Raw genomic sequence first — 20015 nt, 5'->3', positions numbered from 1 at the left:
AAAAACGCATCTTAGCGCCAACGTAACATTTTTCATAGTATCGTGTTTCGCATAACCATCAAATAGCTAGTGTAAAGCTAAGCAAATAAACATATCAAGTAAACCCGCAAACTTTGTGCTAAGACAGAAAGTCTACTATAGCAGACAAACAACAATATTGTATATCATTAGCGGTACATAATCTTTTTTTTTAATAAAGCGTATTTCAAATATTTGGAATACGGTTGTTAAACATAGGATTTTGATTAATCCTTAAAATTAAAAACAGAAAATTAGTACAATAATTCTCTGAATATTATAGGAAATATATTTATATGTATTTATGTTTGTAGTACTCGGGTAGTGCTTATTATACTGATCATCAGCACTACTTCTTAATTAACAAGTTTTAACTGGCAACATATCATTTAATATTCGTACGGATGGTTGAGCCACTTTTTGATACCGCCCTTTTTAATAAACACTATTTAAGCTAATGTGGTATGCCTAACCCTCAGGAAAGCAAGATAGAAGATTTCGCGTTCGATTACCTTAAAGGTTATTATACTTCTCAGCAGGGCGCTAAGAATGTGTTAATAGGTAGAGCGGAGAAAAGCAAACAAGGTGTAGAAGTAGAAGGGCTGTTTGCATTTAAGCATCCTGACAATATACTTTTTCTGGCTACGGTGACTTTTAAAAACGCCAATCGCCTGGCTGCGCTTTTAACTACTTACAAAAAAGACGGCCTGAGCAAATTAAGGTTTGTCACACCTGTTCTGCTGCTTGCGCTGGGTAGCTATTTAAGCCTGCAGTTTAATATTGGCCTTTCAGGTTTTGCCCTTACTTTTTGTGTGGCTGCAGTTGGCTTTGTGCTTCATACTTATTTGAGCAAGGCTTATCTTAAGCGCAATATCAATACCCTTGTTGATGAACTAAAAAAGCATCAGGCCAACGAACAGTGGCTCGGTTTATCGATAAGCAGCCTTATTTTCAGAAACAACAGCCTGGCTAACTACTTTTTAAAATTATGCCAGCGCCGCGGCATTGGTGTGATCACTGTTGGCAAAAGATCTAAAGTTGTGTTAATACAGGAGCCCCGTACGAATGTTTGTCGCAAGGGAGACTTCCTTTCGCATTACATCTCGGAAGATAGTATTCGCAAAGCCATACAAGACGATACGATACTACGCGTAGCCTGATCATACTTGCTCCATGCCGATAGCCCTTGTTGACATACTTTTGCAACAAGGGCTGTTTTTTTTAGTACAAGTATATGTATCAAAGTACACATTCCAATGACAATCTTTATAATCATTATACTTGTAATTGTTCTTATTATTGGCGCTATCTGGATAAAGTCTAAGACACCGAAGCACTAAAGTATTCATGAACATACGCCTGATCCTGGACTTTTTGCATGAGTTGCAGAAAAACAACAGTAAATCTTGGATGGACGAGAACAGGGAGCGTTACCTTGTGGCTAAAGGCGAGTTTCACAAATTAACTGCACACCTGCTGGATGACCTGCGCTTAATCGACCCACAGCTAAATAAGGTTACTCCCGGAGAGTGCATTTTCAGGATCAATAAAAACGACTTCTCTAAAAAAGGAGAACCGCCGTATAAAGACCATTTTGGAGCCGGAATATCGCCGGGTGGGCGCCATTCACCATTTGCCAATTATGTACTCGTGCTCTCGCCGGGTGGTAAAAGCAGGGCCGGAGGCGGCATCAGGCAACCAAAACCCAAACAACTGGAACTGATACGCCAGGAGATAGACTACAGCCCCGGCGAACTGGAAAGTATATTGGCTGAGACGAAATTTAAAGAGGCTTTTGTAGGATTAAGAGGAGAACAGCGAAAAACAGCCCCAAAAGGCTATAACAAAGATGCCCCTAACATTGAGTTAATAAAGTATAACGGCTATCAGGTGCTGCATTATTTTACCGACGAGGAGGTCTGCGCGCCTGACTTTCCGGATAGTTTACCAGAACTTTATAGAACCGTAAAACCTTTGCACGATTTTTTAAACCGACCACTAGCCTCATAGCACATGAAAAAACCTGTACTGTTTATACTTTCTGCCCTGCTGCTTCTTTTGCTGGAAGGCTGCCGCGGCGATGAGCCGAAACGCATGCCAGACACATTGCCTGATGTGCATGGCTATATCTCACACATTAAAAAGACTACCGAGAAATCAGAAAACTCGAAAGCTGTTGTGCTGGTTAAAGCCATAGAAGGCATTGATGCCCCATACAGAGAAGCCGATATCAGGATAGACAAGAATACCCTTATAGAAAATACATCAGGCAAACACCTGAAACTGGAACAGTTGCGTGAGGGGCAGGAGGTTGAGGCATGGTTTGAAGGAGATGTACTGGAGTCCATGCCGGTGCAGGGATATGTAAAGGCTGTTCGGGTAACTATGAAATAACAGGTTTAAGAAATTACAGTTTAACATGCTTACAATTTAAATCACTTGCTTTGGCAAGTACAGCCCTCCTATTGCCCTTTTGACTTTAACCAGCGTCTTATCTGAGTTTTCTCATGTTCGCCATTTTAGAGTACAAACTGGTTAAAGTATAATGTTAACATCAGGCAGCCCCACATTATATAAATTTGACCGTATAAGTAGGTGATATAAGAAAAATAGCCCTCCTGTATTACCCTCATACTTGTTACGATTTATGAATACATACTTTTGTGAATACAGCGATATAGCGGCTATTTGGCCGCACCCGGTGCTTTTAAAGCATGAGCAAGGCGATGTGTTCCTGATGTTTACGCTTAAAAAAGCCTACATAGAGGCCAAATGGTTTGGCCATATCACCGCCGACGATGTAGTAACGGCTGCCAAAGTATACCTCGAACTGATAAGGAAGCACCCCAACCCCAAACTACTGAATGATAAAACTGCAGTAAGCGGCGACTGGGAGGAAGCTAACGACTGGCTGGAGTATGAATGGCTGCCGCAGGCGATGAAAGCAGGTTTGAAATGTTTTGCCCATGTGTATTCCCACAACCTGTTTAGTAGGCTATCGGCCAGAGACTTATACCTGCGAATCATACCAAATATACAAATGGAAAATTTTTTAAGCCGGCGCAATGCAAAGCAATGGCTGAAAAACTGCAACGTGGACGCTAAACCAAACGAGCCCACTGTCATATTCTGATACCCAGTTATCTAAAACCGCTGCCTCATATTACGCGATCAAATATACTTACTATACTTCTGCTCCTAAGACAATTGAGTTAGCAGCGTCTGTTAATTTTCTGCAGCAATTCACATAGCACTTATTTAAAAAGTTACCTGCTTATACTTTCAAGTAACTAATCCGAATTCTGAACATTTACTTAAACCTTAGGTTAATTGCCAAAAAATGGGCCGAAAGAATTAGTTTTGCTATCCACTTCATACTTATGCAAAATACAGAGACTACTGTACCCCCAAAAATACGGGAAGCCGATACCGGTTTTAAACGGGAAATAAAGCTTTTCGACGCCATCATGATTGTGACAGGCGGAATGATCGGCTCCGGAATATTTATTGTAACCGCTGACATTGCCCGCACCATGGTTTCGCCGGGTTATATGCTGCTGGTTTGGGTAATCTCAGGCTTTTTAACCATTGTAGGTGCTATCAGCTATGGCGAACTATCCTCTATGTTTCCGAAGGTAGGCGGCCAGTACGTATACTTAAAAGAGGCTTACAACAAGATGGTGGCTTTCCTGTATGGCTGGACTCTTTTTCTTGTAATTCAGACAGGAGTAATTGCCGCTGTTGCCGTAGCCTTTGCGCGTTTTACAGGTGTTATCTTTCCATGGTTTAGTGAGAATAATGTGCTTATCAGCTTTGCTGGTTTCAATTTTACCACGGTTCAGTTACTGGCCATACTTAGCATCATTTACCTTACCTACATTAACTCAAGGGGTGTAAAAAGCGGCAAACTTATCCAGAATATTTTTGGCAGCACCAAACTGGTGGCGCTTTTCGGCCTTATACTTTTCGGCTTTCTGATGGGCGTAAACGACACGGCTATTCAGGCCAACTTCTCAGATTTCTGGGGTGTCTCTACCTCTACTGCCGGCGAAGAGCTGATGCCGCCTGTAGGCTGGGCTTTGCTCTCGGCAGCGGGTATTGCCATGGTTGGCGCTTTGTTCTCTGCTGACTCCTGGAACAACATCGGTTTTTCCGGCGACGAAATTGTGAACCCAAAGCGTACCATCGTGCTAAGTATGGTAATAGGCTCAGCTTTGGTAACAGGTATTTATTTATTGATTAATCTGGTTTACTTGCTGGTGCTACCCATGAACGGCGACCCAAACGGAGCCGATACCATGGCCCTTGGCATTACTTATGCTGATAATGACCGGGTGGCAACAGCCGTGGCAGAAGTTATTGGCGGGTACGAGGCAACTATAGCCATTGCTATACTTATCATGATCTCTACGTTTGGCTGTAACAACGGGGCTATACTTTCGGGTGCGCGTGTATACTATGCCATTGCCAAAGACGGACTGTTTTTCGAGAGACTAGGCCGATTGAACAAGAATGGCGTACCTGCCGCAGCATTGTGGCTGCAGTGCATCTGGGCCTGCCTGCTTTGCCTTTCAGGCACCTACGGCAACCTGCTCGACTATGTGATCTTTGCCGTTATGCTCTTTTATATACTTACCATCATCGGTGTGTTTATACTTAGAGTGCGCAGGCCAGACCTTCACCGCCCTTACAAGGCATTCGGTTATCCTATACTTCCGGCTATGTATGTTATACTTTCGTCGGCTATCTGCCTTATTTTGCTTATTTATAAGCCAACTTATACCTGGCCAGGTTTTATAATTGTAGGTTTGGGTATACCGGTTTTCTATTTCTTCGGTAGTTATTTTAAGCGGCAGACAAAGTAGCTATCATAGCCAGATAATCAATTTCAAAAAGTCTACAGCCCTTGTTGTAGGCTTTTTTGTTGCAATAAAATGTGTTGCAGGCTCTTCTCAGAACGCACTTCTGCAGCTAACGTAGAAAAGGCTTATACTATATATTAATGCATCTGCACAAGTTAAAGGGCAATATGCACTATATAATAAAGTTGATTATCAGAACATAAGCCTGGCAAAATATGGATCTAACTTTCAGCAATCTCTTTTTTGTAGAAAAGGGGATGTTTCCCCTGGAAAAGCAGCATGAACACGAAGAGCACCACAAGAGAGTGAGCTGGGTATACTACTGCACAATAGTGTTGGGCTTTTGGCTTATTGCTAATCCTCCTACATTTGACTATCAGGTTTCTGCAATGGTATGGAGCGATATTGTATCCGGCCTCCTTGTGATTGGTTTCAGTTACTTTGCTCTTAAGCCTTATAAACTGTGGGCACAGTGGGCTCTTGTTTTTATCGGAGTCTGGCTTTTTATTGCCCCAATGGTTTTCTGGACAGAGAAAACAGCAGGTTTACTGAGCGGCTACCTTATAGGCACACTTGTTATAGCCTTCGGTATTATCATTCCCGGGCAGCCTGGCATAAAACTGTTTGCCAAGCCAGGTCCCAACATACCCGGAGGCTGGAGTTACAACCCCTCATCGTGGAGCCAGCGGATACCGGTTTTGTTTTTTGCCTGGCTTGGCTTTTTTGTGGCCCGTTATATGGGGGCATTTCAACTGGAGCATATCGACACGGTATGGGATCCTTTCTTTGGGGATGGTACCAAAAAGGTGCTAACCTCTGATGTTTCTAAGTCTTTTCCAGTATCCGATGCTTTGCTCGGTGCCTTCTCTTATATTATGGATGTGGTTTTTGCCTATGCAGGAGGTACTCACCGCTGGCGAACCATGCCATGGGTTGTGATTATTTTCGGTATCCTGATTATACCTTTAGGTGTTGTTAGTATCACATTGGTAATCCTCCAGCCTGTATCGGTAGGTTACTGGTGTACCCTCTGCCTTACAAGCGCCACCATATCATTAATTATGATCCCATTTACGATTGATGAGGTGTTGGCCACACTCCAACTGATGCGGCATGAGAAAAAGGCACGAAATACTTCCTATTGGACATCGCTATGGTTCGGCGGCACTATGGACGGTGAAACTGAAGAGAATAAAAATCCCGAAATACTATTAGAACATACGGGCAGAGTCGCTTTCAAAGACTTAATGCGCACCCCCTGGAACCTGGTTCTTATCATGGCTGTTGGCGCCTGGATAATGCTAGCTCCTGCCATACTGCAGTATAGTGGTAAGATGGCAGATAATCATCATGTAACAGGCGCACTTATTATTACATTTACTATCATTTCAATGTCTGAGGTAGCCAGGCCTTTACGTTACATTTTTATTTTATTTGGTGTCTGGCTTATTGCATCCCCCTGGATTATGGGCTCAGGTGAAGGTGCTGCCATGTGGACCGGAATAGCCTCAGGGCTTTTATTGATCCCGCTGTGTTTCCCTCGCGGAAAAGTAAAGGATAAAAGAGGAAGCTATGACAAGTTCATTATCTGATTCCATACCTGAAAGCTTATGCATTATGCAGGACAGAGGTTTGGTTAACTTATTTAGCGACCAATTCCATACCTACAAACTTGTATGCTACTGGCTTCTAGCTGTTAAAAGAAAATAGAATATTATTTTGGTGGTGGCTGGATAATTGTGCGGCATTATCATGCTACACATACAAAAATGGCTAAAACAGGAGGCATTAATTCAAAGAAGAATAGTACATACGTCTACTGTTAGGCACGTGATCGCTGTTAAATACCAGCGATCACGTTTTGTGAGCTAACTGCTATTTCTACGGTATCCAGAAGTACACTCATAACAGGTGCTTCCACTTCTTCAGATGCCTCTACAGTTACTACTTCTTTCTCTGGAGTTTTTACGCTCATAGTTTCTTTTGTTGCAAGCCCGAAGGCTAAAAATGCGGCGAATAACAGAACAATAATTTTCATGGTTTTATTTTGGTTGATGGTTATACTTGGATTAAACTTCTGGCTCCAGGAAATTCGGTTATTTTCTTTCTGCTACAATTTCAACTTCAGGCAGCAGATTAGGGTAAGACTTATACTCGTTAAGCTCAGCTCTTTGCTGAATTTTTTCCTGATCGCTGGCAGATTTTTTAACTGTGGCTCCAAAACCGAATAAAAAGGCGAATAATAAAATGACAATTTTCATAGTGGTAAGAGTTAAAAGGTTAATGATTAATTGATGTTACAAAGATATTATATAGTACTTTGTTATGCAAGGTACTGTTGCATTAACTACTACTATTTTATACCAACACACTGATTTTTACCGTGAACAGCTAATCAGACTGGATAAACAACGATAGTAATTTTAGCTATTTAAGGCCCTGCGCTTTAATCTATTCTACTAAAAGACAGTTCTTAAATAGAATAGCTGCATATAAAAGGGCTTTAAATCAAAATAGAGGGCATTCAGGCACAACTTGTCCCATAAATGCATACTTTAGCTGCATAATTACGATCCTCTATAAAACTACAGAACTATGAAAATCAGTAAAAAGCGCGCGGCTTTGGTTGTCGCATTGGCTATAACCGCAACTACTGCCCTGCAGATCCGGCAAGATATCCCAGCCGCAGAACTCAACGCAAAGTATACTACCCCTGCCTCAAAGTTTAAAAGTATAGCCGGCGCCAACCTGCACTACCGCGACGAAGGTCAGGGCACTCCTATTATACTTTTACATGGCACCGCAGCCTCGCTTAACACCTGGGACGGCTGGGCAAAAGAGCTGAGCAAGACGCACCGCGTGCTGCGCCTCGATCTGCCAGGCTTTGGCCTTACTGGCCGTAACCAAACAGACACCTATACTATAGCATATTATTCTGAGCTGGTGCAGCATTTTATGGATGAGCTGGGTATAGACAAAGCGCACATAGCAGGCAGCTCACTGGGTGGGCAAATAGCCTACGATTTTGCAGCCACGCATCCGGAGCGGGTGCAGAAGCTGATACTTGTATCGCCAACTGGCGTAACCACTGCCAACGACAAAAGCATATCCATGCCTTTTATGATGGCACAAACGCCATTAGTTAAAGAATCGCTTAAATATATTACACCCCGCTTTATAGTAGAAAAAAGTCTGAAAGAAGTATACGGCGACGACAGCCGTCTTACACCAGAAGCCATCTCTTTAAGCCATGACCTGCTGCTGCGCGAAGGTAACCGCGAAGCTTTTATACTTCGAATGAACACGGTAGATACCGACAATTTGCCAAAACTGAAACAGGTAAAAGCGCCCACACTTATACTTTGGGGAGAGGCAGATGCCTGGGTTCCTGCCCAAAATGCCTCCCGTTTCCTGCAAGACATTAAAGGTTCTCAGCTAAAGACCTATGCCGGCGCTGGCCATATTCCCATGGAGGAGTTGGCACAGGAAACAGTAAAAGATGCGATGCAGTTTCTGGGAAGCGAAGTAGCAGTAAATAAGTAGGATAGCTGCATTTTTACTTTCATTTCGAACTTGTACTAAACCCTAAATAAGCGAGTGATTTGAAGTATGTCAAAAACTTCGGATCATCCGCTTTACTCTTAATGACAAAATCAACTGAGTATACTTTAGTTAAAACACTTACTCCAGGCTGCGTAAAAGCATACCATGAGTAAAGTATACTTTATAAGTGGGCTGGGTGCCGACTGGCGCATGTTTCAGTTTCTGAAGTTGCCCGACCACATACCCGTGCAGCAGGTAAATTGGATTGAGCCACTCAGTTTTGATGAGCCCTTACAAGATTATGCAAAACGCCTGCTACCGCAGATTGATGACCCCAGGCCTATACTTGTAGGATTTTCGTTTGGAGGATTGGTAGCTATGGAGCTGGCTAAAATGCTTCATCCGGTTAAAACCATCGCTATCTCTAGTTTAGCTACCTGCCACGACTTGCCCTGGTACTACAAAATGGCCGGCAAAATGCTGCTGCATAAGTATGTACCATTTAAAGTGATGCAAAACACTTATCCTGTTGCGCCCTTTTTCTTTGGGGCTCAGTCTCCTTACGAACGAAGGCTGCTAAAATCTGTGTTCTTCAGGATAAACGAAAAGTTTCTGCGCTGGGCACTGGCGCGGCTACTCGACTGGAAACAGGATACGCCACCAGCAGGTCTTATTCAAATTCATGGCACTTCAGATAAGGTACTGCCTATCGCTGATATGGAAGACGTTATAAAAATACCCCGTGGGGAGCACCTGATGGTAATACACCGTGCCGAAGAAGTAAGCGCTATTTTAAGCCGAATTTTACTAGATTGCACTCATGACGAACAAAAATAAATTTATAGTTACCACCACCAGCGGCGAGACGGCAGAACTAACAAACGCCACTACTTTAAAAAGTAACAACCTCTACCCTTTTGGCAGGCATAACTACGCTGTTTACGAAACACCGGAAGGCAAATTTGTGCGTGGCCTCAACAAAGGGGAACGTGAAGTAATGCTTACCCATTTTGAGCTGCTCGACGAAGCCACTGCCCGCAACTACAAACACGACTACACCCGCGAAGACGATTAACCAGCCTATGCAACTTAGTTTTTGGGAGAAGGACACATACTTTAGCAACATTGATGTACTGATTATAGGCAGCGGTATTGTTGGCTTGAACGCAGCGCTGCACCTTAAAACAACACAACCAAAGCTAAAGATACTGGTAGCGGAGCGTGGATTGCTGCCAACCGGTGCCAGCTCTAAAAATGCCGGTTTTGCCTGCTTTGGCAGCCCTTCTGAGTTACTCGAAGATCTTACCCACCACACCGAAGACGAAGTTTTTGGCCTCGTGGAGCGCCGCTGGAAAGGCTTGCAGCGCCTTCGCCATAACCTCGGCGACGTTGCCATTGACTACCACCAATGGGGCGGCTACGAATTGTTTACAGATGCCCAACAAGAACTTTATACTTCGTGCCTGGACAAGCTGCCATACTTTAACACATACCTTCAAAGTATAACCGGAGAGCAAAACTTATTCCAGCCAGCAGATTCCAGTATTAGCGATTTCGGCTTTAAGAACGTTTCACACCTGCTTCTAAGTACAGCCGAAGGCCAGATAGACACCGGCAAAATGATTCTGGCGCTTACACAGCAAGTTCAGGCATTGGGAGTGCTGGTACTTAACGGCTTGGAGATAACAGACATCCACGACGAAGGCACAAGTATAACTGCTGCTACTGCACAAAGTATAAACCTGAAGGCCCGCGCAGCTTTAGTGGCTACCAATGGTTTTGCCCAGAAGCTTTTACCAAACGTGCAGGTGGTGCCGGCAAGGGCACAGGTACTTATCACTAAACCAATAGATAACCTTAAGCTAAAAGGTACCTTCCACTACGACTGCGGCTATTACTATTTCCGCAACATTGGCAACAGGGTATTATTTGGCGGTGGCCGCAACCTGGATTTTACAGCCGAAGAAACTACAGCATTGGGGCTAACAGAGCTGGTACAGCATAAACTGGAAGAGCTGCTGAGTACAGTTATACTTCCTGATACTCCTTATGAAATTGAGCATCGCTGGAGCGGCATTATGGGGCTGGGCACTCAGAAAACCACCATCGTGGAGCAGGTATCGGAACGGATAAGTTGTGCTGTGCGCATGGGCGGAATGGGTGTGGCTATTGGCTCGCTTGTAGGTGAGGAAGGCGCAGAGCTTATACTTCAGCAGCTATAGACTAAATATACAAGCAAACACCAATACACGATAATTTTTTATCGATAATCAGTAAATAATTATTGATTATAATATAGCCTTCCCTTATATTTGAAAAAAATGATATGGAAAGAAACAAACTTCTCACAATTGCGCTGGCGGTCAGTAACATCTTCCGGGTTTTAATAATTGTTTTCATAACGTTATTCACCTTTGGCATCATCCATTACCAGTTTAATCCGGATTTATATAGTAAAGTTGAGCTGTCTGGCTATAATTTTAGAACTGCCGCCAATCTATCTACCTCTTTTTATACTTCGGCTTTCGAATTTACTTCAGCTATTGGCACTAAGCCAGCTAGCCGTGGCCCGATATACGTTCAGGACGCCAGCAACTTATCGCTAATTATATTTTACCTGCAGCATGTGATTATACTTGCGATCTGGGTACTGATGCTGCAGCAGATTGCCAGGTTAATACAGTCAGTAAAAGTGCTTCAGACCTTCCGGCAGAACAACAGCAATGTATTCCGTAAAATAGGCCGTTATTGCCTGCTAATTTTTATAATGACAGGTTTCAGATGGATGGAGACAGAAAATGCATCTTATTTTGGGATTTACATTAATTACCTACCGCTGATGTTTATGCTGGGTGCCTTTATACTTGCCGAAATCTTTGATGAAGGAAACAAACTTTACGAAGCAGAGCAACTAACTATATAATGGCAATAATTGTAAACCTGGATGTGATGCTGGCCAAAAGGAAAATGTCACTCTCAGAGCTTTCGGAACGTGTAGGCCTTACACTGGCAAATTTATCTGTACTTAAAACAGGCAAAGCCAAGGCTATCCGCTTTTCTACCTTAAACACGATTTGCGCTGTGCTAAACTGCCAGCCCGGCGACATCCTGGAATATCAGCAGGAACACAAAGTATAAACCCTCTAAAAACTAAAAAGGCAAACACTCATATAGTTATTTGCCTTTTTAAATTAAATGCTTGCTGCAAATTAGTATGCCGATATCCATTGATGCTTGGTTTGGTACAAGATAGGTCTGCTTGATTTAGAGGATTCCTGTTCAGAAGTATAATAGGCCTGGTATTCTTCTTCGCTCATCTCCTCGCGCAGGGCAATATGAAATTTTGCTAATTCCGGGTATAATTTGTTGCGCTCCTGCCGTTCTTCAGGGCTATTTCTGTTGAATTCAAAAAAACTTTTCATGATTTATTTTAAGGTTTAAACAATTGATAATTAACCTATTCAGCAAAAGTAACATACTCTGATCCAACACCTTTTGTTTAATTATTTTTAACGTTTCACTGCTAAATTCTCTTAGTTAAGCTTCCCTCACTAAAAAAAAACCGGCTGCACCAAAATGATGCAGCCGGTTCGCTAATAATCAGGTTATCTTTTGTTATATATGTACTTTTTCGGCAGATTTCTTGAACTACACGTCTGCAGAGATGCCCACCTCTACAATTAGACCAGTGTTATTATACTTTTTCACCACTTCGCTTTCAGGTTCTTTTATTGTTTAAGCACTTGCGGCTATCGTTCCTAACAGAAAAACTACTACCAATAAATAAGCGATAAAAGTTTTTGCATTTCCCATAACATTGTCATTTAAATTATAATTCAGCACCTTCCTTCTCTTTCTACTTCAAGAGAGGTCTAAGGTCTTGCTGACAACAGTGTATTCCCAACTCCGTGCCAATTATTATAACTCTTAACTTAATCAGCAAACAAAAGCACTGGGTATAGCTTACAATCGTTACGAAGCAGTAGTTAATAGCTAAATAAAAAGCCTGACCAAAAGGACAGGCTTTTTATCTTGATTCTATGACGGGCTACCTTATTATCTGAAGGAAGATAGGCGTAAATATGGCGATCAAAATGGCTACCTGGCTATCTGATACAGTTTTAAAGTATAACCCAGTACTAACCAAGGCTAACTTTGTCAGTTCTGAAACGCCATCTGCTATTAGTATTTGCCCTTTGCCAAAGCCAAAAGCAGGCTGCTCAAAACTGATGACACTTTTTCCGGCTACATCCGTCAATACCTGCTTTTGAGAGAAGGTTTTACTTTGCAAAACATATTTTTCCCCGGAAACCATTTCGATGCGTGATTTTCCGAGTAATGACGTAATGCCGTTTCCCACTATCTCTCCGTTGTAACGTATGGTTACTTCCTGTTCAACCCAGCCCTTGCTCGTAAATGAAACGCTGGACTCCCCAGAGTCAAAAACGGCATTATAACTTGTCCAGCCATCAAACACGAGTTTTCCAAGCTGCCCATCAGCTGAGTTTACAATATACTTTCTTCCCGAAAAATCTTTCTGTTTCCAGTTTAGTATCTCCATCAGTAACAATTATCTCAATCCAAGCACGTCCACACCCTGCTCAAAAACAATATCAACAGGTATGTTTGCTTTAGAAAGCCTGTCCAGGTCAGACTGCAGTTGCAAACTTACCTGCCCCTGGTTGTTTAGCAGATTACCTACACCGGCATAGTCGCCAGTGCCCTGTAGGGTAAGTATCGTTTCAGACAGCTTATCCATGGCTTCGCGCATTTTAGTGTAATCCACTCTATACTTGCCACTTTGCTCGTCACGCTCAAAAGCGCCGTTCTCTTTAAAGAAGTTAAAGCGTACCATGTTGGCTTTGCCATGAGCACTGGCCGCACCAAAACGCACCGAACGGAAAATACCCGCCAGGAATGTCGTATAGTAATCTTCCAAACTTCCTTCTACTTCGCCTTTCTCGTGCAGTTGTGTGATCATGTACAAGCCAAGTATATCTGCTTTGCCTTCTTCCAGGGCAGATGCATGCTCTTTCAGGGCCTCGCGTACGGTACCTTTGTTGTTTATGGTATTCTTTATACCCAGTCCGTGCGCCACCTCGTGGAACATGGTATTGGCAAAGAAGGCATCGAACGTTACGTGCTTTTTCTGATCGCCAGCAATCAACTCATCGGCAATCGGCACCATGATCTTGTCGAACTTGGCTCGCATGGCGTTTTTCAACTGCAGGCGGCGCGTGCCTTTCTTTAGTTGCACCTCCTCGTCGTTTGGCAGGTTAATGGCGATGGTTTTGCTGCCTGCGTTGCTATCGCCGGCGTAAAACACTACATCATAAGCGTTCAGGTCAGAGTCGGTGCCCGGCGTCTCGGTTTTATACTTTGCAAGTACTGGCAAGCCGCGCTGAAGCTCAGGCAAGAAGGCTGCATACTTTGCTAGGCGCTCACTCCACTCCATATCTTTTACAAGCACGTAGGCCTCATGCGCGGCCTTGTAGCCAAACAGCTTATCTTCATACGTTTCTATCGGTCCGATTACCACATCCAGCCTGTTCGATTTCATATCCATCCAGGCAAGGTCGCTTGGCTGGTAGTTGTCGGTTAGCATGGCATCTGCACGCAGTGTCAGGTATTTTTTCAGGCCGGGGTCTTCTGCCAGCGCTGCTGCTTGCTTTAGCAAATCAGACACACGCTTTACCTGGTCTTTAAATTGCACATGGTAAAGCACTGTAATAAGTTTGCCATTGGCATCGCGACGCAGAAAAGTATACTGGCTGGTTTTATCTTTCAGGTTAGCCTGTTCAAACTCTTCCTTGGTCATGTCGGCAGGGTAAAAGTTTGCGGCATCAGGCTTTGGTCCCACACCAGGCACAAATGGCTCATTGTTATTAAGCCTATCCCAAGGGCCGTAGTTAATCTGCACAAAGCGCTTCAGTTGCTCATCATTTAGGGCACTCATCAGCGAGTCGCGTTTACCGTAAGCTTCGTACCAGAACAGTTCGTTCATAATATCCCCTGCCTCTATCAGCAATGGTATCATTTTACGCTCATTCTCGCTCAGGTGGCTCAGGTCAGATGTTAAGCGCACCGTAGTATACATGTCTAGCTTCTGCTTCATGCTGTCGCTTGCTTCTACTGCCGTAGTGGCGGTATCACCTTCGGTGGTTTTGCTTGTGCAGCCAAATGTAGCCGCCGTTATGGCCGAGGCAAAAAGTATGTGCTTTCCTTTCATTATAGTTTTATAGGTTAGTTGCAGGTATGAATATAGTGATTTTTAGGTTGAGGTGAAAGAAAGGTCGGCCCTGGACCAGGATTCTCGGGATTAATAGATGGACAGGATTGTCTTCAGACCGCTCCAACCACCCCTGCCCCTCTTTAACCAATGAGGGGATTTCTGAAGTTAATTTGATAAAACTCACAACCTCTGTAGCTGACGCTTAACCTCCCTTCTACCAAGATCCTTCCAAGATGACAAGTGGAAAAAAGGCCAAAGACTGGGATGGACACATCTTAGCCAGAGATTAACACAAATGATACAAAGTATAAATAACTGTTGTTGCTATAAAACGACAGCATATGCCAGGTGCACTAACGATGGTCCACTGTTGGGGCGGTCAGCGAGTGGGGGTAGGGGCCCTCGAGAAAGGAGCGTCCCCGAATCAAGTTCGGGGACAAAAAGTAGGGCCCAGCCGGCGAGGCGAAAAGCTGGCTAAAAGCAGAAAGGCTTCTTTTAAGAGAGAACGAATGAACTTAGAGAGAACTGTTTTTAAAAGGTAGCTGAATCTAGTACGCACAAGCGAGTCTGGAGACCCTCGCCCACTACAAATCACGGGTTGGATACCCGCGCCAGAAGCAGACTTCGCAAATGCTTAAAAATAGAAAAAGGCAATACACTAGCCGTGCATTGCCTTTCTTATAAAAGTATTATAAGTATAAGCTATACTTTAAAACAAGCCAAATAGCTCTGCCTGTACTTTCTCTATAATCGAACCTAAATCTTCTGGGTTGGCCACAAAATCCAGGTTATTCACGTCAATCACAAGCAATTTGCCCTGGTTGTAGTTGCTCATCCAGGTATTGTAGTGCTCGTTTAGGTTACGCAGGTAGTTTATGCTGATACTACTTTCGTAGTCGCGGTTGCGCTTTTCTATCTGACCGATCAGTTTAGGCAGGTCAGCCTTTAGGTAAATCATCAGATCCGGGGCCTTTACCATGGTGATCATTGACTCGAATAATGCGAAATAGTTGTCATAATCACGGGTAGTCATTAACCCGGACTGGTGTAGGTTTTTAGCAAAGATATGGGCATCTTCGTAAATGGTGCGGTCCTGAATAACGCTGCGGCCATTTGATTTTATCTGTTGTACCTGGTTAAACCGGCTGTTCAGGAAAAATACCTGCAAGTGGAAAGACCACCGCTCCATATCTTCATAAAAGTCTTTCAGGTAAGGGTTGTTTTCAACCGCCTCTAAGTATAAGTCCCACTTAAAGTGTTGCGACAGCTTGGTGGCCAGGGTGGTTTTGCCAGCGCCAATATTGCCTACAATTGCAATGTGCATGGTAATCTATGGTTTTTAGTAAAAGCCGGTTACAAAAGTAGGGGTTTTTGCTTAGATGCAGGCGTCACTTTTAAGATAAATACCCACTAGTTATCCACAATAAATAAAGTACAAACCGGCCATGGTAGAGGCGCCCTTTTTAACCCACAGGCCAGTAAGCCGTAAGCTATAGTACAAACCAAACGAAAACAAACCATGACAAAAGGACACAATCAAGACCGACACAAGCAGAGTAATCCTGAGGCGAGAGATAAAAATAATGTGAAAGAAAACAGGCATTTAACTGATAAGGACCAGAATAAAAGCCCTGACCAGGGCCGCAACCAAAATAAAGAGCAATCTGGTGGTACTAAAGGTAAAAACGCCATCTAAGCAAAAAGCCCCGGCAACTTATACTTGCCGGGGCTTTTTGCTTTAATTTTATATTTTAGCGTTTTCCTTCGCGCATTTCCTGGTACTTGTCTTTGGCTTCTTTGCTTTTTTTAAGGGTAGCAAACTCAACCTGCAGGGCAGCTATCTTTATCTTATCGCTGTTATTCAGTTTGTCCAGCACTTCGGCTTTTCTAGTATTCAACTCCCCTACTACAAACTCGGCATACTCCCAATCGCTCAGGTTCCAGGTGCGCCTGTGCTCGCGGGTAACATCCAGGGCAAGCACAAAGGCGTCGCGCAGGTTAGCAGGCTTTATACTTGCAATGCGCGTAGTGCCCGTCATGATCTTTTCCCAGTGAGCCAGTTTTTTGCCATCCAGACTTACCGGCTGGCGGGTTTCGTTACGTTCTTCCCACTCTTTATAATCCGCTTTCATCTCCCCGTATTCCTGCCTCGACTTATCAGACATCTTTCTGGTATTCTGGTCTAACGAGCAGGTAAGTTCGCGGTACTCTTTTTTAACGGTTGGCCATTCTTTCCGGATGGTGCTGTCGGCCAGGCTGGCTTTGGTTTGCATCCAACTCCTGAAAGCAGCCAAGTCTTTCTCAAGCTGAGATTGCGTTTGCGCCTGGGCACCAAAGGCAAGTAAGAAAAGCATAATCGCAAATACCCATTTTGTAACTGTACTTCTAATCATAGTTAAATCTGTATTGGTTGTATAACTATCCATTATAATAAATATTATGCCAAAGATATATTTAGCTCCTTATCTATAAAAGAATTATTAGACGAACAAATCTTCCAGCCGTACTTAAATGCGCTTAACGATCTCTTAATCAGAATTGCACTATCTTTTACCGGAAACTTTCGTTTAAAGTCATAAGAAATATTTACAAGCTTAAATTTATAACATTACAGAGAGCCTATACACCCTTAACCTGCCCAGTGCACCTAATTCTATGAGTAAACCCCGAAAAGGCAATTTTCATGAAACGGTTGTCGCCATCACGAACAATGATGAAATCATTATTGGCGTGGATGAATTCCCGTTTAAATCTGCGCTGAGCCTATCACCGCTAATTGCCTATTGGGAAGATAAGCTGATAAGCGACCCTAACTGCAATGCATCCCGTGTTAGCGAGCTGGCTGGTATGCTTCGAAAAAAAGCAGACCTTATTTCTCCTATTCATGATGTTTCTATTATAGACAGACACATAGACACCGTTGATGTTTTAATGGAGGATATCTTTGCCGGTGCACTTTGGGAAAACGACTTAAAGGCAGTTGTGGCTCCTTTCCATTTCGAAAGTTTTTACGCCACACCTAAGCTGGAAGAACTTAAACTACTTGGTGGCGACAATTATTCTGAAAAGCTAAATATCGATAAAAAAACGCTGCTCTTCAGGTTAACTCTTTCGGCTTATACTATCATACTTGATAAATTTTATAACGCCAATTTTTACGTGGACGAGCCCTTTATCTTCACTATCAAAGACAAGTTTACTAACCTGGATCGCCACTATAAACTAAGTATAGACCTTAAGTTTATGGAGGTAAAAGCCAAAGGCGAGATAAAAAAACTGAATGCACAGGAGATAAATTACCTGATTAACCGCTACAATAACCTAGACCTGTGGATGCAGACCTTGCCTCCGGAAAACTTTGAGTTTTCGGGCTTCGCGATCTACGATTTTACCGATGTAACTATAGAAGAAACAATATCATCGTTGCGCTACGAATTGCTGGACCGCGACTCTGTGGCTACTGATGAAGGCTTTGATATCTTACAGCAGAAACTGCGCGTATTGTTCGGTTTGCCGGGTGTACGGCTTGGCTTTGCCTCCTGCCCCGCCATCCGAGACTTCGACACTACATATGCCCGCAAAATATGGAACGGGCTTATACTTTCGCAGGATTCGGACCTGAAGCTGAATGACCTGAAAGGCTCCATTTACGAGCCTGTAATTAAAAAAGGCCATACCATTGTTGTGGAAGACCTGAACGTACTACCGGAGCCCACTACTATAGAAGACCAGTTACTTGAGCACGGGGTCCGCAACCTGATTATAGCACCACTGGAATATGAAGGCAGAATAATTGGCCTCATGGAACTTGCCTCGCCTATTCCCGGAGAGCTGAACGCACTCTCAACAATCAGGCTGAAAGATATACTGCCGCTGTTTGCCCTGGCCATGAACCGTAGCCTGGAAGAGTTGCGAAGCAGTATTCAGAACATCATTAAAGAAAAGTATACTGCTATACACCCTATTGTAGAATGGCGCTTTACACAGGCTGCCATTAACTTATTGGAGAAAATGGAGCGCAATGCCAGCTCTGAAATTGAGCCAATTGTGTTCCGGGATGTGTACCCACTTTACGGGTCTTCTGACATAAGAAACTCTGCCATAGAGCGCAACAAGGCTATTCAGGGCGATTTGCTGGAGCAGCTTGTACTGGCAAAAGAGGTTATACTTGCCGCAAAAGACAATTTACCGCTTACCATACTCGATGAGCTGATTTTTAAGATAGACAAACTCTCGCATGATATTATGCAGGACCTGGCCTCTGATGAAGAGGGTATTATACTTGGTTTCCTGAGAGAGGAGGTAGAACCATTGTTTGATTACTTTGCGCAAAAGAACCCTGGTGCACTCGCTGCGATACAGGCTTATCGCTCTGCCATTAACAACCCTTACAAAGTAGTTTATAACAAAAGGCGGGCATACGAAGAAAGTATGTTCATGATCAACGAAACAATTTCTACGTTTTTAGAACGTGAAGAGGAAAAGGCGCAGCAGATATTCCCGCATTATTTTGAAAAGTATAAAACCGATGGCCTGGAGTATAACATTTATATAGGTGCATCGCTGTTGAACAATGGAAATTTTCAGCCGATATACTTAAAAAACATGCGCTTATGGCAACTCATGCTTACCTGCGAAGTGGCCAGGCGTATCCATAACCTGCGTGCAAACCTTAAGTTACCCCTCGAGATCACGCAACTTATTCTGGTACATAGCGACTCTATTTCGATCCGGTTCAGGCTGGACGAAAAGAAATTTGATGTAGAAGGCGCAAATAACATCCGGTACGAAATTATTAAAAAGCGCCTGGACAAAGCTACGCTGCGTGGTACTGAAGAACGGCTTACACAGCCAAACAAAATTGCCATTGTATACACGCAACAGAAAGAAGCCGAAGAGTATATCCGCTACATCGAGTTTTTACAGTCTGAGGGTTATATCGGTAAAAAAGTTGAACGCCTAGAACTGGAAGAGATGCAGGGTGTGCAAGGACTGAAGGCTCTACGCATTGAGGTTAGTTTTGAAGAACATCTGCGCCACAATATAGATGCCGGAGACGAATTGCTTAATATAGCCCAAAGTGCAAGTCTAAACTAAGTATACTGCAAGGTTGCAAAAATATATTTAATCCTATATTTAAGCGATTTTTAAAAATTTTTACTTTTTTTACTGAAGGTTTTAAATCACACAAAACTTTTGTTTATCAATTAGTTACAAATTTAAATCATACCAAAACCACTCCTCCCAATACACCTCTCCAGATATTTTATTAACTAAAGTGCAATTATTTTAACACTTCTTCCGTTTTCACTGCAACCTACCGGCAATATGTGCCGTAGCGTACTATTTTTTTCAACTTT

The 20015-nt window shown here is 43.2% G+C and carries 21 protein-coding genes; 14 read left to right on the top strand and 7 right to left on the bottom strand.

Annotated features, from left to right (window positions below; translation table 11 throughout):
• Positions 1 to 482: 482 nt before the first annotated feature.
• The 6 genes from K0O23_RS17575 to K0O23_RS17550 all read left to right on the top strand — a co-directional run bounded on the left by K0O23_RS17575 (position 483) and on the right by K0O23_RS17550 (position 6472).
• On the top strand, positions 483 to 1178 hold the full coding sequence (locus K0O23_RS17575) for a hypothetical protein (RefSeq protein WP_219878763.1): 696 nt from the start codon (positions 483 to 485) through the stop codon (positions 1176 to 1178).
• 187 nt (positions 1179 to 1365) lie between these two features.
• On the top strand, positions 1366 to 2028 hold the full coding sequence (locus tag K0O23_RS17570) for a DUF2461 domain-containing protein (RefSeq protein ID WP_219878762.1): 663 nt from the start codon (positions 1366 to 1368) through the stop codon (positions 2026 to 2028).
• Between the two features lie 3 nt (positions 2029 to 2031).
• On the top strand, positions 2032 to 2412 hold the full coding sequence (locus K0O23_RS17565) for a YobA family protein (protein ID WP_219878761.1): 381 nt from the start codon (positions 2032 to 2034) through the stop codon (positions 2410 to 2412).
• A 253-nt stretch (positions 2413 to 2665) separates the two neighbouring features.
• Positions 2666 to 3151: a hypothetical protein gene (locus tag K0O23_RS17560; protein ID WP_246597192.1), complete on the top strand. Its 486-nt coding sequence runs from the start codon at positions 2666 to 2668 to the stop codon at positions 3149 to 3151.
• A 247-nt stretch (positions 3152 to 3398) separates the two neighbouring features.
• The gene (locus tag K0O23_RS17555) at positions 3399 to 4883 is read left to right on the top strand and encodes an APC family permease (RefSeq protein ID WP_219878760.1); all 1485 of its coding nucleotides are present in this window, start codon (positions 3399 to 3401) and stop codon (positions 4881 to 4883) included.
• Between the two features lie 212 nt (positions 4884 to 5095).
• Positions 5096 to 6472 (top strand): SPW repeat domain-containing protein, encoded by a 1377-nt coding sequence (locus K0O23_RS17550; protein WP_219878759.1) that lies wholly within the window; start codon positions 5096 to 5098, stop codon positions 6470 to 6472.
• A 248-nt stretch (positions 6473 to 6720) separates the two neighbouring features.
• Here the strand turns inward: K0O23_RS17550 and K0O23_RS20335 are convergent, their stop codons facing one another.
• Both K0O23_RS20335 and K0O23_RS17545 read right to left on the bottom strand, forming a co-directional pair.
• Positions 6721 to 6855, bottom strand: coding sequence for a hypothetical protein (locus K0O23_RS20335; RefSeq protein WP_262902638.1), 135 nt, complete (start codon positions 6853 to 6855; stop codon positions 6721 to 6723).
• Positions 6856 to 6976: 121 nt separating this feature from the next.
• Positions 6977 to 7141, bottom strand: a complete 165-nt coding sequence (locus K0O23_RS17545; protein WP_219878758.1) for a hypothetical protein — start codon at positions 7139 to 7141, stop codon at positions 6977 to 6979.
• 334 nt (positions 7142 to 7475) lie between these two features.
• Here K0O23_RS17545 and K0O23_RS17540 point away from each other — a divergent pair, with 334 nt between their 5' ends.
• The 6 genes from K0O23_RS17540 to K0O23_RS17515 all read left to right on the top strand — a co-directional run bounded on the left by K0O23_RS17540 (position 7476) and on the right by K0O23_RS17515 (position 11561).
• Positions 7476 to 8423, top strand: a complete 948-nt coding sequence (locus tag K0O23_RS17540; RefSeq protein WP_219878757.1) for an alpha/beta fold hydrolase — start codon at positions 7476 to 7478, stop codon at positions 8421 to 8423.
• A gap of 165 nt (positions 8424 to 8588) precedes the next feature.
• Positions 8589 to 9260 (top strand): alpha/beta fold hydrolase, encoded by a 672-nt coding sequence (locus K0O23_RS17535; RefSeq protein ID WP_219878756.1) that lies wholly within the window; start codon positions 8589 to 8591, stop codon positions 9258 to 9260.
• The gene (locus K0O23_RS17530; protein ID WP_219878755.1) at positions 9244 to 9498 is read left to right on the top strand and encodes a hypothetical protein; all 255 of its coding nucleotides are present in this window, start codon (positions 9244 to 9246) and stop codon (positions 9496 to 9498) included. The genes K0O23_RS17535 and K0O23_RS17530 overlap by 17 nt, the downstream gene beginning before the upstream one ends.
• 7 nt (positions 9499 to 9505) lie before the next feature.
• Positions 9506 to 10645: an NAD(P)/FAD-dependent oxidoreductase gene (locus tag K0O23_RS17525; protein ID WP_219878754.1), complete on the top strand. Its 1140-nt coding sequence runs from the start codon at positions 9506 to 9508 to the stop codon at positions 10643 to 10645.
• Positions 10646 to 10749: 104 nt separating this feature from the next.
• On the top strand, positions 10750 to 11346 hold the full coding sequence (locus K0O23_RS17520) for a DUF2975 domain-containing protein (RefSeq protein WP_219878753.1): 597 nt from the start codon (positions 10750 to 10752) through the stop codon (positions 11344 to 11346).
• A complete protein-coding gene (locus K0O23_RS17515) occupies positions 11346 to 11561 on the top strand; it encodes a helix-turn-helix domain-containing protein (RefSeq protein WP_219878752.1) in 216 nt (71 codons plus the stop codon). Before K0O23_RS17520 ends, K0O23_RS17515 begins: the two co-directional genes overlap by 1 nt.
• A 71-nt stretch (positions 11562 to 11632) precedes the next feature.
• On the opposite strand, the gene K0O23_RS17510 is transcribed toward K0O23_RS17515, so the two are convergent.
• The 4 genes from K0O23_RS17510 to K0O23_RS17495 form a co-directional block, all read right to left on the bottom strand.
• Complete coding sequence (locus K0O23_RS17510; RefSeq protein WP_219878751.1) at positions 11633 to 11845, bottom strand: hypothetical protein; 213 nt, start codon at positions 11843 to 11845, stop codon at positions 11633 to 11635.
• A 626-nt stretch (positions 11846 to 12471) separates the two neighbouring features.
• Positions 12472 to 12984 carry a hypothetical protein gene (locus K0O23_RS17505; protein WP_219878750.1) on the bottom strand — a complete coding sequence of 171 codons (513 nt, stop codon included), beginning with the start codon at positions 12982 to 12984 and terminating at the stop codon, positions 12472 to 12474.
• A 9-nt stretch (positions 12985 to 12993) separates the two neighbouring features.
• Positions 12994 to 14652, bottom strand: a complete 1659-nt coding sequence (locus K0O23_RS17500; RefSeq protein ID WP_219878749.1) for a dipeptidyl-peptidase 3 family protein — start codon at positions 14650 to 14652, stop codon at positions 12994 to 12996.
• Positions 14653 to 15364: 712 nt separating this feature from the next.
• Positions 15365 to 15979 (bottom strand): deoxynucleoside kinase, encoded by a 615-nt coding sequence (locus tag K0O23_RS17495; RefSeq protein WP_219878748.1) that lies wholly within the window; start codon positions 15977 to 15979, stop codon positions 15365 to 15367.
• A 195-nt stretch (positions 15980 to 16174) separates the two neighbouring features.
• Between K0O23_RS17495 and K0O23_RS17490 the strand changes: the two genes are divergently transcribed.
• Positions 16175 to 16351, top strand: a complete 177-nt coding sequence (locus tag K0O23_RS17490) for a hypothetical protein (protein ID WP_219878747.1) — start codon at positions 16175 to 16177, stop codon at positions 16349 to 16351.
• Positions 16352 to 16406: 55 nt separating this feature from the next.
• Here K0O23_RS17490 and K0O23_RS17485 read toward each other — a convergent pair whose 3' ends face one another.
• Complete coding sequence (locus K0O23_RS17485) at positions 16407 to 17048, bottom strand: hypothetical protein (protein ID WP_219878746.1); 642 nt, start codon at positions 17046 to 17048, stop codon at positions 16407 to 16409.
• Positions 17049 to 17310: 262 nt separating this feature from the next.
• Between K0O23_RS17485 and K0O23_RS17480 the strand changes: the two genes are divergently transcribed.
• Complete coding sequence (locus K0O23_RS17480) at positions 17311 to 19752, top strand: GAF domain-containing protein (protein ID WP_219878745.1); 2442 nt, start codon at positions 17311 to 17313, stop codon at positions 19750 to 19752.
• Positions 19753 to 20015 lie beyond the last annotated feature (263 nt).

Source organism: Pontibacter aydingkolensis (assembly GCF_019443125.1).
In the GTDB taxonomy this organism is placed as follows: Bacteria; Bacteroidota; Bacteroidia; order Cytophagales; family Hymenobacteraceae; genus Pontibacter; species Pontibacter aydingkolensis.
The sequence above is the reverse complement of the archived record's forward strand: the minus strand, read 5'-3'. Positions and strand labels throughout refer to the sequence as shown.